This window comes from Pseudomonas sp. TH39(2020), from assembly GCF_016650715.1.
GTDB classification, from domain to species: domain Bacteria; phylum Pseudomonadota; class Gammaproteobacteria; order Pseudomonadales; family Pseudomonadaceae; genus Aquipseudomonas; species Aquipseudomonas mandelii_C.
On sequence record NZ_JAEKFF010000006.1, the window covers coordinates 426,356 to 441,407 of the forward strand.

At 61.0% G+C, this 15,052-nt stretch carries 14 protein-coding genes; 4 read left to right on the top strand and 10 right to left on the bottom strand.

The features are described 5' to 3' along the window. Nucleotides 1–156 precede the first annotated feature (156 nt). A complete protein-coding gene (gene xopAW, locus JFU47_RS09950) occupies nucleotides 157–1,005 on the top strand; it encodes a XopAW family type III secretion system calcium-binding effector (protein ID WP_201182722.1) in 849 nt (282 codons plus the stop codon). A gap of 141 nt (nucleotides 1,006–1,146) precedes the next feature. Here the strand turns inward: xopAW and JFU47_RS09955 are convergent, their stop codons facing one another. The 10 genes from JFU47_RS09955 to JFU47_RS10000 all read right to left on the bottom strand — a co-directional run bounded on the left by JFU47_RS09955 (nucleotide 1,147) and on the right by JFU47_RS10000 (nucleotide 9,837). Beyond that, nucleotides 1,147–2,202: an AI-2E family transporter gene (locus JFU47_RS09955; protein ID WP_123364757.1), complete on the bottom strand. Its 1,056-nt coding sequence runs from the start codon at nucleotides 2,200–2,202 to the stop codon at nucleotides 1,147–1,149. 69 nt (nucleotides 2,203–2,271) lie between these two features. Continuing rightward, nucleotides 2,272–3,078, bottom strand: a complete 807-nt coding sequence (locus tag JFU47_RS09960; protein WP_201182724.1) for a DUF4892 domain-containing protein — start codon at nucleotides 3,076–3,078, stop codon at nucleotides 2,272–2,274. Nucleotides 3,079–3,086: 8 nt separating this feature from the next. Further along, nucleotides 3,087–3,746, bottom strand: a complete 660-nt coding sequence (locus JFU47_RS09965) for a glutathione S-transferase family protein (RefSeq protein ID WP_201182726.1) — start codon at nucleotides 3,744–3,746, stop codon at nucleotides 3,087–3,089. A 50-nt stretch (nucleotides 3,747–3,796) separates the two neighbouring features. Further along, entirely contained in the window at nucleotides 3,797–4,651 is an 855-nt protein-coding gene (locus JFU47_RS09970; RefSeq protein ID WP_201182728.1) for an alpha/beta hydrolase, read from the bottom strand. Further along, nucleotides 4,648–5,454 carry an alpha/beta fold hydrolase gene (locus JFU47_RS09975; RefSeq protein ID WP_201182730.1) on the bottom strand — a complete coding sequence of 269 codons (807 nt, stop codon included), beginning with the start codon at nucleotides 5,452–5,454 and terminating at the stop codon, nucleotides 4,648–4,650. The genes JFU47_RS09970 and JFU47_RS09975 overlap by 4 nt, the downstream gene beginning before the upstream one ends. Before the next feature lie 329 nt (nucleotides 5,455–5,783). Beyond that, entirely contained in the window at nucleotides 5,784–6,227 is a 444-nt protein-coding gene (locus JFU47_RS09980) for a hotdog fold thioesterase (RefSeq protein WP_109633914.1), read from the bottom strand. A 32-nt stretch (nucleotides 6,228–6,259) separates the two neighbouring features. Beyond that, a complete protein-coding gene (locus JFU47_RS09985; protein WP_201182732.1) occupies nucleotides 6,260–7,927 on the bottom strand; it encodes an AMP-binding protein in 1,668 nt (555 codons plus the stop codon). A gap of 68 nt (nucleotides 7,928–7,995) precedes the next feature. Beyond that, nucleotides 7,996–8,448, bottom strand: coding sequence for a phosphohistidine phosphatase SixA (sixA, locus tag JFU47_RS09990; protein WP_123364752.1), 453 nt, complete (start codon nucleotides 8,446–8,448; stop codon nucleotides 7,996–7,998). Then, complete coding sequence (locus JFU47_RS09995) at nucleotides 8,445–8,792, bottom strand: DUF4389 domain-containing protein (protein WP_201182734.1); 348 nt, start codon at nucleotides 8,790–8,792, stop codon at nucleotides 8,445–8,447. Before JFU47_RS09995 ends, sixA begins: the two co-directional genes overlap by 4 nt. Before the next feature lie 19 nt (nucleotides 8,793–8,811). Then, nucleotides 8,812–9,837 carry an NAD(P)H-dependent glycerol-3-phosphate dehydrogenase gene (locus tag JFU47_RS10000; protein WP_134419054.1) on the bottom strand — a complete coding sequence of 342 codons (1,026 nt, stop codon included), beginning with the start codon at nucleotides 9,835–9,837 and terminating at the stop codon, nucleotides 8,812–8,814. A gap of 196 nt (nucleotides 9,838–10,033) precedes the next feature. Here JFU47_RS10000 and JFU47_RS10005 point away from each other — a divergent pair, with 196 nt between their 5' ends. From JFU47_RS10005 to JFU47_RS10015, 3 genes are read left to right on the top strand one after another with little or no spacing between them, the layout of a single operon-like run. Then, nucleotides 10,034–12,157: a TonB-dependent receptor domain-containing protein gene (locus JFU47_RS10005; RefSeq protein WP_201182736.1), complete on the top strand. Its 2,124-nt coding sequence runs from the start codon at nucleotides 10,034–10,036 to the stop codon at nucleotides 12,155–12,157. Nucleotide 12,158: 1 nt separating this feature from the next. Further along, nucleotides 12,159–13,091, top strand: a complete 933-nt coding sequence (locus JFU47_RS10010; protein ID WP_201182738.1) for an ABC transporter substrate-binding protein — start codon at nucleotides 12,159–12,161, stop codon at nucleotides 13,089–13,091. Beyond that, on the top strand, nucleotides 13,088–14,989 hold the full coding sequence (locus JFU47_RS10015; protein WP_140895602.1) for an ATP-binding protein: 1,902 nt from the start codon (nucleotides 13,088–13,090) through the stop codon (nucleotides 14,987–14,989). The genes JFU47_RS10010 and JFU47_RS10015 overlap by 4 nt, the downstream gene beginning before the upstream one ends. The last annotated feature ends 63 nt before the right edge of the window (nucleotides 14,990–15,052 follow it).

A 15,052-nucleotide genomic window follows, 5' to 3' on the forward strand; every position in this document is an offset into this window, starting at 1 on the left:
GCTGCGCAGCCGAACGCAGGCTTCGCCAGCTGCTACACGGCCCCCTCGTGTTCTGTGTACCACTCGGTACAAATTTCACATACCCACGACAACTTGCCCCTTGAGGCTGCATAAGCCGGTGCACCCACCGGTTATCCATTCCAAGGAGTGAGCGCAATGATCGGTAGCGTCAGCAGTTATACGAGCTATACCAGCACCAACAGCACCACCACCAGCACCGCCCGCAGCCAGCAATTTCAGAAAGAATTGCTCGCCAAACTCGACAGCAACAGCGACGGTGCGGTGGATCAGGATGAACTCAAGAGCGCCCTGTCGCAGAAAACCGACGACGGTCTGCTGGTCAGCCTGAGCAAGAATTTCGCCGACCTGGACAGCGACGAAAGCGGCAGCCTGAGCAGTGAAGAGATGGCCGCGATGGCCCCTCCACCGCCACCGCCACGGGACCAGGCACCGAACACCGAACTGGCTGACGCGCTGATCAGCGCCCTGGATGCCGACGGGGACGGCGCCATCAGCAGCGATGAACTGAGCAACGGCTTGACCAGCGCCGGCAGCAGCGCCGACAGCACAGAAATCTTCTCGGCTCTGGACAAGAACGAAGACGGCTCCGTCAGCCAGGACGAACTCGCCGCCAGCCTCGCCCCTCCGCCGCCGCCACCTCAACAAGTGTCCAGCGAAGAACTGTTCAGCCAACTCGACGCGGACAGCGATGGCAGTGTCAGCGCCACCGAACTGACCAGCGCGTTGCAGACCAGCAGCACCTCATCGACCAACACCGACACCAGCGCCGCGTTGCTCAAAGTGCTGGATAGCGACAGTAATGGCGGCGTCAGCAGCGACGAGTTGAAAGCGGCGTTGCAAGCCGGCCGCGAGCGAAACACCGATAGCTCCACCGATCAGTCGAACGTGACCGAAGCCCTGAACAAAATGATCGCCAACCTGAGCAAGCAGTACTCGCTCGACAACGTGGCGACCGTGGGTAAGTACCTGAACGTCGCGACCTGAGTCAAAAGCATCGCGAGCAGGCTCGCTCCCACAGTTGATCTGCATTGATCACATAATTTGTTATCGATACAAAATCAATGTGGGAGCGAGCTTGCTCCGGGCGGCGTTCCGACGAAGAGGCCCTAAGCCCCAACAAAAATCTCAGGGCCGGCGATCCTCAACCCGAGCCTGACTCTTGCTCCAGTCGTTCAGCAGGCTGTAGGCCACCGCCAACAACGTCGGGCCGATGAACAAGCCAATAAACCCGAAGGCAATCAGCCCGCCAAACACCCCGAGCAGGACAATCACCAACGGCAAATTCCCGCCCCGGCTGATCAGGTACGGTTTGAGCACGTTGTCGACGCCACTGATGATGAACATCCCCCAAATTCCGAGAAACACCGCCATCCCGTACTCGCCCTTCCAGGCCAGCCAGGCCGTGGCCGGAATCCACACCAGCGGCGGCCCCATCGGAATCAGGCTCAACAAAAACGTCACGATCCCCAGCACCAGCGCCCCGGGTACCCCGGCAATCAAAAACCCGATCAACGCCAGAACCGCCTGGGCCGCCGCCGTCCCGATCACGCCGTTCACCACCCGCTGCACCGTGCCCGCCACCAATTCAATGTAATACGCGGCACGGTCACCAATCAGACGTTCCAGCAACCCGTGGACAAACGCCGCCAGACGCGGCCCGTCACGGTAGAAAAAGAACACGAAGACGATACTCAACGTCAGCTCAAGAATCCCGCCGCCAATCTGCGCGCTGCGCGCCAGCAACCAATTGCCGACCTGACCCAGATAAGGTTTGACCGCCAGCATCATCGCCGCGCCCTGCTGATCGATGCTGTTCCAGACCCCCACCAGCCGCTCGCCCACCAAGGGAATACTGCCCAGCCAGATCGGCGCTTCCGGCAGCCCGTCGACCTGCACATCCTTGATGAACGCCGTGGCATCGCGCACATGGTCCGCGAGGTTGAACCCCAGCCAGACCAATGGCACTGCCACCAGCAACATCCAGCCCAGCGTCAGCAAAGCCGCCGCCAGCGATTCACGACCATTAAGCAAACGGGTCAGCAAACGCATCAGCGGCCAACTGGCAAATGCCAGCACCGCGCCCCAGAACAGCGCCGACCAGAACGGCGCCATCACCCAGAAGCTCGCGCCAAACAGCACCAGGAGCAGGATCTGCACCAACAGCCGATCGTTATTGATCATCTAAATCTCGAAAAAAGTCAGTCCGCAAAAGAGTAGGCGAACGCAGCGTGTACGTTCGCCTGATAAAGCTTATCGCAACAGTTGGATGTGCAAGCCTGCACCTTCGACGCTACCCGCTTCCATCCTGGCAGTACGCACACCCTGCCCGATCAGTGCCTGACGCCAGGCTTCGGCCTTCGGCCCCGAAACACTGACCCGCAACGTGGTGTCCAGATTCAGCCCACGAGAGATCAGGCGTAGCCAGGTATCGTCAGGATCGCCGGTCAATTTGGGGAAATCGAGCTCACCGGTGCTTTTGAGCTCTCGAAGCAAGGTTGCAGAGGTCGGCAGCAAATCGCCCAGCGGCGCAGCGGCGTCGAACTGTTCGACGTGCAGATAAGCTTTGCGATTGCCGCGCGTGATGCTGTAAAGCGCCACCAGCGTGTTGTCCTGTGGGGCCGCCAGACGCAACAGCAAGAAGGCTTGCTGATCATCAGCGCCATAGAGCTTGGCATTGCCGAAGACATCATTGGCCCACAGGCTGCTTTCGCCGCAATCACGGGCCTGGCACCAGAACAGCAACTCGGCATCCTGCTTCTGCAAGGCTTCACGAGCGGCGGTGAAGGCCTCGGTGGAGGAATGCTCCGGTGGCAACTCGTAGGTTACCGAAGTGGTTTGCCCTCGGGCAGCGACCTGGCCGTCAAAGCGCAGCTGGCCGCTGATTTTGCGGATCGAACCCAATGGATAGATCCGCTCAAGTTCGGCGACTGGACGATAGTCGACGATCTGCGCATCGGCCATACGCGGCACGATCAGCAGGTCCTGACTGCCCGGGACATCAGCGGCAAACAACAGGGGACTGAAACAACACAGCGCCAGAAGATTGAGTGAACGCATGGATAGACTCATCGGATCAGCATGGCCTGGGCACCCTTGATGATACTGGCGTCATCGATGCGCTCAGGCACCAGCAAACCGCGCTGTACCGCCGGACGCGCCTCCATGGTTGCCATCCAGCGCTGCAGGGCCGGCAAACCGTCGACCTCGACGCCCGACCACTCATGGCCACGGACCCACGGATAAGTGGCGATGTCGGCAATGCTGTATTCACCGGCCAGAAACTCCACGGTTTGCAGGCGCGTGTCGAGCACTTCATAGAGGCGGCGGGTTTCATGTTGATAGCGATCGATGGCGCCCTGGAGCTTCTCCGGGAAATAACGGAAAAACACGTTGGCCTGGCCTTGCATCGGGCCGATTCCACCCATCTGGAACATCAGCCATTGCAGGACCACTGAACGCCCCTTGGGGTCTTTTGGCAGCAGTTTGCCGCTCAGTTCAGCCAGGTAAATCAGGATCGCACCGGATTCAAACACGGCGAAATCGCCGTTGGCGCGGTCGACAATCGCCGGAATCCGGCCATTGGGATTGATCTTGAGGAAGCCCTCGGACTTCTGTTCCTTTTTGTCGAAACTCAAGGCGTGCACCGTGTAGGGCAGGCCGAGTTCCTCGAGCACGATAGAGACCTTGTGGCCATTCGGGGTCGCAGCAGTGTAGAGATCTATCATGGTTGTCTCCCATTTCAACCCGCCCAGCCTCGACAGTTGCCCGGCGCAAGTCAAGGAACGGCGAAGAACCGATTGAAACAGTCTGCGACAAGGTCGGCGCCGGGTTCGTCATTCAGGTGCAAATGATGGCCGCCAGGCAGCTGTTCACGGCTAAAGGGTAGACGCTCCAGCAACTCGGGATGTTTGGCGAGCATGCCGTCGGCAGCCACCACCAGTTTTGCAGGACAACTGACTCGCTGGACGAAGGCCATCGCCTGTTCAGAGGTCAGACGCAGCGGCGACGGTAATGTCAGTCGGTTATCGGTACGCCAGGTATAACCGCCCGGCACCGGCATCAATCCACGTTGGGCCAGCAGTTCTGCGGCTTCGCGACTGACGGCTACCAAGCCTTTCATGCGCGCCTCGATAGCCCGGTCGAGGGTGTTGTAAACCGGTTTGCGCTTCTCCCGCAAATCCAGCTGCGCTTGCAGGGCCATGCCCATCCGTTCGGCAGCGTTTTCGCCTTTGTCTGTAGGAGGAATGATGCCGTCGATCAACGCCAGATGGGTCACGCGTTCCGGTAACGAACCGGCCAGCACCAGCGAAACGATCGCGCCCATGGAATGCCCCAGCAGCCCAAAGCGCTTCCACCCCAATTGCTCGGCCACTTGCAGCACGTCATGGGCGTAGTCCCACAGTGCGTAACCGGCACCGGTCGGCCGATGCCCGGAATGACCGTGACCGGCCATGTCCAGTGCGATGATGCGCAAGCCTTTGAGCTTCGGCGCCAGCCGGGCGAAGCTGTTGGCGTTGTCCAGCCAGCCATGCAAGGCGATCACCGGCATGCCGTCTTCGGGGCCGAACAGGTGCGCTGCCAACTCGATATGCGGCAGGCTCAGGCGAACTTCTTCAACGACGTTGCTCATGCGCAATCCTGTTGGCGGCGACCTTCCCAACGGCTGAACAGATTCTTCAGCAGCGTGGCCGTGTCCTGGGGACGTTCGAGGGGAAACATGTGGCCGCCGGGCATGGTCAGGGATTCGCCCAGCGGCAAGCGCCCCACGAGGCTTGCGTGATGACGCATCACCACCCGGCTCTTGTGCCCGCGCACTACCGCCAGCGGCACTTTCAATTGCCGTGCGCGGCCGGGACTGGTGTGCGGCACGCCGCGGTAGATACTGATTTCCGTGGCCGGGTCGAAGCGCAGGCGCAGCGTGTCGCCCACCTTGTGCAAGCCGTGTTGCAGGTAAGCGTCAAAGCATTCCGGGTCGAAGCCGCGAAACAGGGTTTTACCGGCGAAATACACGCGTGCAGCTTCCAGATCAGCGAACTCTTCCCGACGTCCCAACGTACGGCCGGCCGGGGTCAGGCGATCGATGAAACCGAAGCGTTTGGCGGCGCGGATCACCCATTGATCAGCGCGGGTCAGCACCGGCGAATCAAGCATCACCACGCCGCGATAGAGCTCGGGGCACCGCAACGCCGCGTGCAGATGCAGCACGCCTCCGAAGGAATGGCCGACCCCCCACACAGGTTCCGGTTGCTGCTTGAGGTGATGAATCAGCTCGTCGACCAGGTTGTACCAGTTGTCGTCCGCCGGAAAACGCGGGTCATGGGCGTGCTGCTGCAGATGCGTCACCTGATACTCGGGCGCCAGCGCCGCGAACAACTTGCCATAGGTGCCCGAGGGGAAGCCGTTGGCGTGGGCGAAAAATATCTGTTGCGACATACCGGTGATCCATCAACGAAAACAAGGGTTGATTGTCCGTAACACTGGCGGCTACAGCAATGACTGTAAGTGACAGGAGTGATGACAGTCCGGTCAAGGGGAATGCGAGACTGTGGATGTTCTGAGTCTGGTGCAAGCCTCAAGATCCACCCCTCACCCCAGCCCTCTCCCCACGGGGGAGAGGGGGAAAGGGAGCAGATCTTCAAGCTTTTCAAACTCTGAGTACGACTTAATATTTCAGGTCGATGTAGCTCCAGGAACAACTCGGTCAGTCCCCTCGCCCCTGTGGGGAGAGGGTTAGGGGTGGATCTAATTGAAGAAACACACTCTCAGCGGGCGGGCGGATTTTCACCCAACGGCACCACCGCCATCGTCAACCGCGACACACAGCTGGCCTTGCCCTCATCGCTGGTCAAACGGATATCCCAGACATGCGTCGTGCGGCCAATGTGAATCGGCTTGGCCACCGCCGTGACCCGTCCGCTGCGCAAGCCGCGCAGATGGTTGGCGTTGATTTCCAGGCCCACGCAATAAAACTTGCTGGCGTCGATGCACAGGTAACTGGCCATCGAGCCGACCGTTTCGGCCAGCACCACCGAGGCGCCGCCGTGCAGCAAGCCGTAAGGCTGGTGAGTGCGGTGGTCGATGACCATGCTCGCGGTCAGAGACTCTTCGTCGAAGGCTTCGAAGCGAATATCCAGCACTTCGCCGATGGTGTTTTTCTGGATTGCGTTCAACTGCTCGACGTTGGGAGTGGTACGCCACAGACTCATTGTTGCTTTCCTTTGTTGGTTCTATTCGTGACTCAATCCTGCCACAGCACCGCTTCGCTGCGCTCGCTCCATTCTTCGAAGCGGGCACCGTAGGCGGCTTCGATCATGTTGCGTTTGATCTTCAGGGTCGGCGTCAGAAAGCCGTTTTCCACCGCCCAGCTGTCCTTGACCACCACCAATCGACGCAAGCGTTCGTGTTTGTCGAGGACGCCGTTGACCTCCTCCAACAGTTTTTCCAGGCTTGAATGCAGGCCCGCCCGCGCCGTTCCGCTGGCGTCCTGCTGACCGACCGCCGAGAGCACGCACAAACCCAGCGGCGCACTCAGGCCATCGCCCACCACGCACACCTGCTCGATGCGCGAATGCTCCGCCAGACGATTCTCGATCGGTGCCGGAGCAACGTATTTTCCTTTGCTGGTCTTGAATATTTCCTTCAGTCGCCCGGTCAGGCGCAGGTTGCCTTCGGCGTCCTCCTCGCCCTTGTCGCCGGTGCGCAGGAAGCCGTCTTCGGTGATGGTTTCGGCGGTTTTCTCAGGCTCCTTGAAATACCCGAGCATGGTCGCGCCGCTGCGCACCATGACCTCGCCCGACTCAGCGATCCGCACCTCGACCTCCGGGCAGGGCTTGCCGATCCAGCCGGGTTTGTTCTGGCCCGGCAGGCCAACGTGCGAATAGCCGCAGCTTTCGGTCATGCCGTAGACCTCCAGCACATCCAGCCCCAGTTTGCGGTACCACAGCAGTAAGGTCTGCGGCACTGGCGCGGCACCGGACAAGGCGATGCGCAAGGCATCCAGCCCAAGCCCGGCCAGGACTTTGTGGCCGACCCGCTTGCCGATGATCGGCAGACCGAGCAGGAAGTCGAGGCGCTTTGCCGGGATCTTGCTGTACACGCCCATCTGGAATTTGGTCCAGATCCTTGGCACACCGAACAGCGCGGTCGGTCGCGCACGGCGCAAATCGGTCAGGAAGGTGTCGAGGCTCTCGGCAAAAAACACCGTTTGCCCGGTGTAGATCGACGCCAGCTCGACGAACATCCGCTCGGCGACATGGCACAGCGGCAGGTAGGACAGCAACCGATCCGACTCACTCAAGCCAAACAACTGCGTGCCGCGAGTGGTGGCAAACCCCAGATTGGCGAAACTGTGCATCACGCCTTTGGGCATGCCGGTGGTGCCGGAGGTGTAAATGATGGTCGCCAACTGGTCGGCGGACGGCTTGGGATCGTCCTGGATCGGTGAACTCTTTTGCAGATCGGCCCAGCTGTAGTCGAAAGTACCAGGCGGATGCAACGGCAGACTGATTGTCGGCAGATCGGCGCTGACCCCGCGAGACATGCCTGGCCAGTCATCGAGTTTGCCGATGAACACCAGGGCCGCTTCGGAGTGTTCAAGGACCTGGGCCACGGTCTCGGCGGTGAGGTTCGGGTAGAGCGGCACCGACACATGACCGGCCATCCAGATCGCCAGGTCGGCGATGATCCAGTGCGCACAGTTTTTCGAGATCAGGGCGATGTGGCTGCCTTGGGGCAGTTCGCGTGCGCGCAGCCAATGCGCGGCGCAGCGCGCCTGGTGACCGACGTCGGCCCAGCTCAGGGTCTCGACCTGTCCGCCGCCCGTGGGCTGGACCAGAAAGCGCTGGCGAGGATGACGGGCCTCACGCTCGTAGAAGACGTCCAGCGGCAAACGAAAAGCAGCAGGCATGCGACTCGCTCCTTTATTTTTGGTCTGGAGCAAGCGTAGCCAACCAAGCAGTTGCTCGGCTGACTATTTTACGGGTGCTTGATGCCGTTGAGTTTCATCGCGCCGGCCAGCGGCAAATCACCTTCAAGTTCTGCAAGGCCGGCGGTTTTCACCGCTTCCGGGTCTTGCACATGGCCGTGCTGCAAGTAACCCAACAGGTTGCCCACCAGCGGGTTATGACTGACCAGCAACGCGTGATCCACAGACACCAACTGCTCCGCCACCGCTTGCGGGCGGTTGTCGGGAGTCAGCCAGTCGACGGTGCGAATCTCCGGCGCGAAATTCAGCGCTGTACGCACAATTTCTGCGGTCTCCTGCGCTCGCAGGTAAGGACTGGCATAGATCGCGGTCAGCGGCTTGCCGGCCAGCTCGGCGGCAGTGCGCAGCACTTCTTCACGACCATGGGCGGTCAGTGCCCGCTCCGAATCAGGACGCTTGCCGTGTGGCTCGGCTTCACCATGACGCAGTATCCAGAGTTTCATAGCTTGGGCTCCTCATCTCGGGCCGGGTGTGGTGCCGGCGCCACAGCGTGCGGCGCTTCACCTTCCGGTGTACGCGGCGTCGGCCAGTCGGCGAACGGCCAGGGCTTCTGGTCACTGTGGAAACTGCCGAATCGACCGATCTGCGCCAGAAACTGGCTCAGGCTGTCGCCGAAGTTCATCACGCTGGCGCTTGGTGCGCCATAGATCAAACGATAGATCAGTTGGACCAACACCACGGCGCCGAGGATGAATTGCGCCACTTGCCATACCAGCACGTAGACGATCATCCACAACACGCGCAGCAGGATGGATTCGTACTTGGCTTCTGTTTTCGGATCGTTCATGTCTCGCTCTCCCTGATGCCTAGTTGAAACCACTGGTGGAAATAAAATCGACGTCGGTTTTCGGCTCGGCACGCATCAATAGACCGATCACCTGCTCCAGCGTGCGCCCTTCGAACAGGATGGCATGCAGCCCGGCGACCAGCGGCATGTACACGCCCACCTCCTGAGCCTTGGCCTTGAGCACCTTGAGGGTGTTCACGCCTTCAGCGACTTCGCCCAGGCGCGTCACGGCATCTTCCAGGCTCAAACCCTGGCCGAGGGCGAATCCGACCTGGTAGTTACGGCTTTTCGGCGACGAGCAGGTGACGATCAAATCGCCGACGCCCGCCAAACCGAGGAAGGTCATCGGGTTGGCGCCCTGATTCACCGCAAAGCGGGTCATTTCCGCCAGCGCCCGGGTGATCAGCATGCTCTTGGTGTTTTCGCCCATGCCCAGCGCCACCGCCATGCCGGCGATGATTGCGTAAACGTTTTTCAGCGCCCCGCCCAACTCCACGCCGAAGCGGTCGGCGCTGGCGTACACGCGAAAGGTCCGGCCATGCAACGCCTCCTGGACCCGCTGGCAGAGTTCTTCGTCTTCGCTGGCGACCACCGTGGCAGTCAGCGCGTGTTCAGCGATTTCACGGGCCAGGTTCGGCCCGGACAGCACGCCGATGCGCGCTTGCGGGGCGATCTCTTCGAGGATTTCGCTCATTAACTTGAAGGTGTGGGCTTCGATGCCTTTGGTCAGGCTCACCAGCAATTTGCCGCTCAAACGTTCGGCGTGCGGCATCAATACCGAGCGCAGCGCGCTGGACGGCAGGGCGACAAAGCACAGGTCGCAGGCTTGCAGAGTGGCCAGCAGGTCGGTGACCGCTTCCACGGCCGGCAGAATCTTGATGCCTTTGAGGTAACGCGGGTTCTCGCGATTGACCCGAATGGCCTCGGCCTGCTCGGGGTCACGCATCCACAGCCGGACCTGATGCCCGTTCTCGGCCAGCAGATTAGCCACGGCGGTACCAAAACTTCCGCCTCCCAGGACCGCAATTGGGCGCTGTTCAGTCATATGCAATCCGTTAATCCATACCAGTGGCGATGTCGGCATTATACGGAGCGGCCCAGTGGCGGCCAGCCCCCGCATCAATTACCGACACTTGTAGGAAGAAGACCAAGAAAACCGAGGAAAATGCCCACAACGTGACTGGAAAAGTCATTGCGCTCGGTTAACATGCGCGCCAATTGTTCGCTATCAAGGATGTGTTGTGTCGTTTGGCTCTCCATCACCTCGCTCGCCGCTGGTACTGGCGCTGATGTTCAGCTCGCCATTACTCGCCGACGACTTGTTCCTCGACAGCGAGCCGCTGCCGCAAGTATTGACCGCGACGCGACTCAAGCAGTCGCCGGCCGCGGTACCGGGGAGCATGACGGTGATCGACAGCGAACTGATCAACGCCAGCGGCGCCCGGGACATCAGTGAGTTGCTGCGACTGGTGCCGGGAATGATGGTCGGCAACATCAACGGCAACCAGGCAGCGGTGAACTATCACGGCACCAATGCGACCGAAGCGCGACGCCTGCAAGTGTTGATCGATGGCCGCTCGGTGTACCGCGCAGGCCTGGCCACGGTGGACTGGAGTGACATTCCGGTGGCCCTGGAAGACATCGAACGCATCGAAGTTTTCCGCGGCCCGAACACCGTCAGCTATGGCGCCAATGCGCTGATGGCGGTGGTCAACATCATCACGCGCAACCCGGCCGACAGCCACGGCACGCGAATGAAAGTCACCCGTGGGCAGCGCGGCATCGACGACTTTTACGCCAGCCAGGGCGTGGGCTGGGACAGCGGCGACCTGCGCCTGTCACTGTCCGGCCAACAAGACGACGGCTTCGACTCGGACCGCAATGGCGCCGACTACCGCGACAGCCGCCGCTTGAACCGCTTCAACCTCGCCGTCAGCCAGACGCTCACTGAAAACCAGAGCATTGACTGGCAATTGAATGCCAAGGACGGGAGCAACCAGCGTCCGTATACCTACCGCCCGGTCTTCTCGGGGATTACGGCTGCGGGGAACAATTCCGACGTCATCGCCAAGGACTACGCCGGCTCGCTGCGCTGGAACCTCGACATCAATCCCGATCACAGCCTTTACATTCAGGGCTCGGCGCAGCACTGGGATCGTCAGCAGACCTGGCGTGCCTGCGATGCCGAGGTTTCGTTCAGCCCGCAGTTGACCGAACTCTGGCAGCTCAACCCGAATTACACCGAACACCTGGCGCGCAACATGGAGCGCTACACCGGCCCCGGCGCGCCCGCAGGTGATCCGGCCCAGCGCGCACTGGCCAATCAAGTGCTCGACCAATGGCGAAACGGCGCCCGGCAAACCCTCTGTGGCGATATTGACCAGAGCACCCGGGAATCGCGCTACGACCTTGAATTACAGGACACCCTCAGCCTGTCCGACAGTCTGCGGCTGGTCAGCGGCATGAACTATCGTTACGACCGGGCAGATTCCGAGACCTACTTCAATGGCACCCTCGACGACACCACCTGGCGGGCGTTCGGCCAACTCGAGTGGCGCGCCACCGAGCATTGGTTGCTGCAGGGCGGCGCGATGTTCGAAGACACGCAATTGATCGGCAGTTCGCTCACCCCCCGGGTGGCGGTCAACTACCTGATCAACCCACGCCATGGCCTGCGAGCGGTGTACTCGGAAGCCACCCGCTCGCCGGACATGTTCGAGAACAACGTCAACTGGAGCTATCAGGTAAAGAACCTGCGGCCCAGCGCTTATGGCCAGTCCAGTGCCCGTTATTTCGTCAAGACCCGTGGCCCCGGCGACCTCGAACAGGAACACATGCGCTCCCGGGAGCTGGGCTATAACGGCTACTTTGCCGAAGTGGGGCTGGCGGTCGATGTGAAGCTGTTCTACGACGAAATCACCGGGATGATCAGCGAACCGCTGCGCAACAATCAGTACATCGCCAGCAACTCAAACAGCGCCCGCTTCTCCGGGGCAGAAACCCAGCTCGACTGGAGAATCAGCAGCGCCGATCGCCTGCGTCTGACGTATGCCTACGTCGATGCCGAGGCGAGCAACCCGCAGGATGCACAACAGACCGCTCGAAACAGCGGTTCCGCCGGTTGGCTGCACAACTGGGGCCACGGCTGGAACAGCGCGCTCTTCTACTATGGTGACGATGCCCTGAACGGCTACCGCTTCGAACGGGTCGACACGCGCATCGCCAAACGCATCGGCCTGGGCAAGACGAGCCTGGAACTGGCCGGTGTGCTCCAGCAACGCCTCGACAGCCAGCCCACGACCTTCGTCGACAACAACTACGACGAGCGCCGGGTGCTTTACTTCAGCGCAGAGCTGGCGTTCTAAGATGCTGTATAGCCCGTCACGCAAGACGCCAATTCTTGGCCGCCTGCTGGCCGGGTTGTGCCTGGTGTTTGCCGGACTGCTGAGCAGCCTGGAGGCCACCGCCGCGGACATTTTGCTGACCGGCGCCGAGGACAGCCCGGGCATGCAATCCTTCACCCAGGCCCTGAGCGCCTTGCGGCCTGCCGATAACGTGCGCTTCCAGCCACTGGCCAGCCTGCCGGCGCCAGGCAAACTGCCCGCCGGCACCCGTTTGATTCTGCTCGACCTGCCGAGCCTCGACTGGCGCCTGCAAGACACTCAGGGCCCGGCGACGCTAGTGCTGCGCATCAGCCGCCTGCAAGCTCGCCAGCATCTGGGCGCCACCCTGCCCCCACACCTCAGCCTGCTTTGGAGCGATCCGCCCCTGGAACGACAATTGCGCCTGACCCGACTGCTGCTGCCTCAGGCCAAACGGGTCGGCGTGCTCTTCGACAGCCACAGCGAATTCCTTTTGAAAGAATTGCATCAGGCCGCCCACTCCCTGGGCCTTGAGGTGGTCACCGAGCGCTGGGATAACACCAACGACAGCCGGCCGCTGCAGACCTTGCTGAAGAACAGCGACGTGTTGCTGGGCCTCGACGACCCGGATCTGTACAACCCGAAAACCGCGAAAAACCTGTTGCTCAGCAGCTATGCACGGCAATTGGCGCTGATCGGCCCTAACGCCGGGTTCGTCAGGGCCGGGAGCTTGGCCAGCACCTACAGCGATCAGAGTGATTGGCTGGCGATGCTCGACGAACTGCTCGACCGGCCACCGGCCACGTGGCCACGCACGCACTACCCGCAACGCTTCAAAGTCTTAAGCAACCCGCAAGTGGCTCGTTCATTAGGGATTGAACAGATGAATGAAGCGTCTGTCGCAACACAGTTGGCCGAAGGAGAAAACCGCCCATGACCTTCCGTCGCCGTTGGGACATCAACACCCGCACACAAATTATCAGCCTCGGCCCTGCCCTGTTGCTGACATTGCTGTTGATCAGTTTCTTCACCTTTGTGCGGATCCAGGACCTGCGTCAGGAGCTCAATCACACTGGGCAACTGATCGCCAACCAACTGGCGCCGGCCACCGAATACGGGGTGATCTCGGGCAACAACGAGGTGCTCGACAGTTTGCTCAAGGCCACTCTGGCCACGCCCAATGTGCGCTTTCTGGAAGTCCAGGACAGCGCCAACCGGATTCTGGTGTACGTCGAGCAACCGTCGGAAACCTACAACCGCTCGCACCAGGTCGAAGTGTTCCAGGCCCCGGTGCGGCTGCAACGAATCCCGCTGCACAATGATTTCCTGCAGGGCAGCCGCGTCGCCAACACGGCGCCCACCGAGGATTATCTGGGCCGGGTGATCGTCGGCCTGTCCAATGACGCCTTCAGCCAGCGTCAGCAGGAAATCCTGCTCAAGGCCGGGATCCTGGCGCTGTTCGCCCTGTTGTTCACTTTTCTGCTCGCCCGGCGCCTGGCCGGCAGCCTGTCGCAACCGATCCGCGACATCGGCAACGCGGTCAAGGCGATTCAGGACGGCGACTACAAAACGCCGCTGCCGATCGTCGACGACACCGAACTGGGCGCGTTGTCGCAACACATCAACAACCTCGCCAACGGGCTCGAACTAGCCAGTCGCGAACAGCATCAAGCGATGGCGCAGTTGATTCAGACTCGCGAGGAAGCGGAAAAGGCCAACAACGCCAAATCCGATTTCCTTGCGATGATGAGCCATGAACTGCGCACGCCGATGAATGGCGTGCTGGGGATGCTGCAACTGCTGGAAACCACCGAGATGACCGAGGAGCAGGTCGAATACGCGGCGCTTGCCTCGGAGTCCACCGAACACCTGCTCAAAGTCATCAACGACATTCTCGATTTCTCGCGCATCGAGCGTTCGGAACTGGAGCTGGAGCACATTCCATTCAACCTCGCAGACCTGATCGGCAGTTGCGCCCAGTCGTTCTCGCACAGCGCCGTGCAACGTAGGCTCGACCTGGCGCTGTCGATCCCGGACGACATGCGCGCGTTGCAGGTGCAGGGCGACCCGACGCGGATCCGGCAGATCCTGGTCAACCTGATTGGCAATGCGCTGAAATTCACCGAACAGGGCCGCGTCAGCATCGAACCGCAATGGCAGTCGCTGGATCACGAACTGCTGTGGTTCACCTGCACGGTGCGCGACAGCGGGATTGGTATCTCGGCTGAAAGCCTGGAATTGATGTTCAACGCCTTCCAGCAGGCCGACAGTTCTATTTCGAGGCGATACGGTGGCACCGGGTTGGGCCTGCCGATTGCTCGCACGCTGGCTGAACGCATGGGCGGCACATTGCGCGCCCAGAGCGAGGAAGGTCGCGGCTCGGTGTTCACCCTGGAAATCCCGCTGGCGCTCTATAAACAGACGCTGCCCGTACTGGCGCCGCGCATACCGACCGGCAGCGGTGATGGCGAAGGGCGCAACGTGTTGCTGGTGGAAGACAATCCGGTCAATCAGACGGTCATCGAAGCAATGTTGCGCAGTCTGGGCTTTACTGTCAGCGTCGCCACCGATGGCGCCCAGGCAGTACGCAGTGCGGAGAGTTTGATTTTTGAAGCCATTCTGATGGACTGCCGGCTACCGATCATCGACGGCTACGAGGCCACCCGACAGATTCGCCAATTACCCGGCTGCACAGACTTGCCGATCATCGCGCTGACCGCCAACGCCTTGCAGGGTGACCGCGAAGCCTGTTTATCGGCGGGAATGAACGATTACCTGGCCAAACCCTTCAAACGCACAGATTTGCAGCAAATTCTGCAGCGTTGGGTGCAGTAGTGCAGGCCTTTCGGCTATCTGCGACTGGCGTGAAAGGCGAAAGTGCGGCAGTCTTAGGCACCC

Bases quoted from the DNA above. Each gene is read 5' to 3' on its own strand.
- xopAW (WP_201182722.1), top strand. From the start codon at position 157: ATGATCGGTAGCGTCAGCAGTTATACGAGCTATACCAGCACCAACAGC.
- JFU47_RS09955 (WP_123364757.1), bottom strand. From the start codon at position 2,202: ATGATCAATAACGATCGGCTGTTGGTGCAGATCCTGCTCCTGGTGCTG.
- JFU47_RS09960 (WP_201182724.1), bottom strand. From the start codon at position 3,078: ATGCGTTCACTCAATCTTCTGGCGCTGTGTTGTTTCAGTCCCCTGTTG.
- JFU47_RS09965 (WP_201182726.1), bottom strand. From the start codon at position 3,746: ATGATAGATCTCTACACTGCTGCGACCCCGAATGGCCACAAGGTCTCT.
- JFU47_RS09970 (WP_201182728.1), bottom strand. From the start codon at position 4,651: ATGAGCAACGTCGTTGAAGAAGTTCGCCTGAGCCTGCCGCATATCGAG.
- JFU47_RS09975 (WP_201182730.1), bottom strand. From the start codon at position 5,454: ATGTCGCAACAGATATTTTTCGCCCACGCCAACGGCTTCCCCTCGGGC.
- JFU47_RS09980 (WP_109633914.1), bottom strand. From the start codon at position 6,227: ATGAGTCTGTGGCGTACCACTCCCAACGTCGAGCAGTTGAACGCAATC.
- JFU47_RS09985 (WP_201182732.1), bottom strand. From the start codon at position 7,927: ATGCCTGCTGCTTTTCGTTTGCCGCTGGACGTCTTCTACGAGCGTGAG.
- sixA (WP_123364752.1), bottom strand. From the start codon at position 8,448: ATGAAACTCTGGATACTGCGTCATGGTGAAGCCGAGCCACACGGCAAG.
- JFU47_RS09995 (WP_201182734.1), bottom strand. From the start codon at position 8,792: ATGAACGATCCGAAAACAGAAGCCAAGTACGAATCCATCCTGCTGCGC.
- JFU47_RS10000 (WP_134419054.1), bottom strand. From the start codon at position 9,837: ATGACTGAACAGCGCCCAATTGCGGTCCTGGGAGGCGGAAGTTTTGGT.
- JFU47_RS10010 (WP_201182738.1), top strand. From the start codon at position 12,159: ATGCTGTATAGCCCGTCACGCAAGACGCCAATTCTTGGCCGCCTGCTG.
- JFU47_RS10015 (WP_140895602.1), top strand. From the start codon at position 13,088: ATGACCTTCCGTCGCCGTTGGGACATCAACACCCGCACACAAATTATC.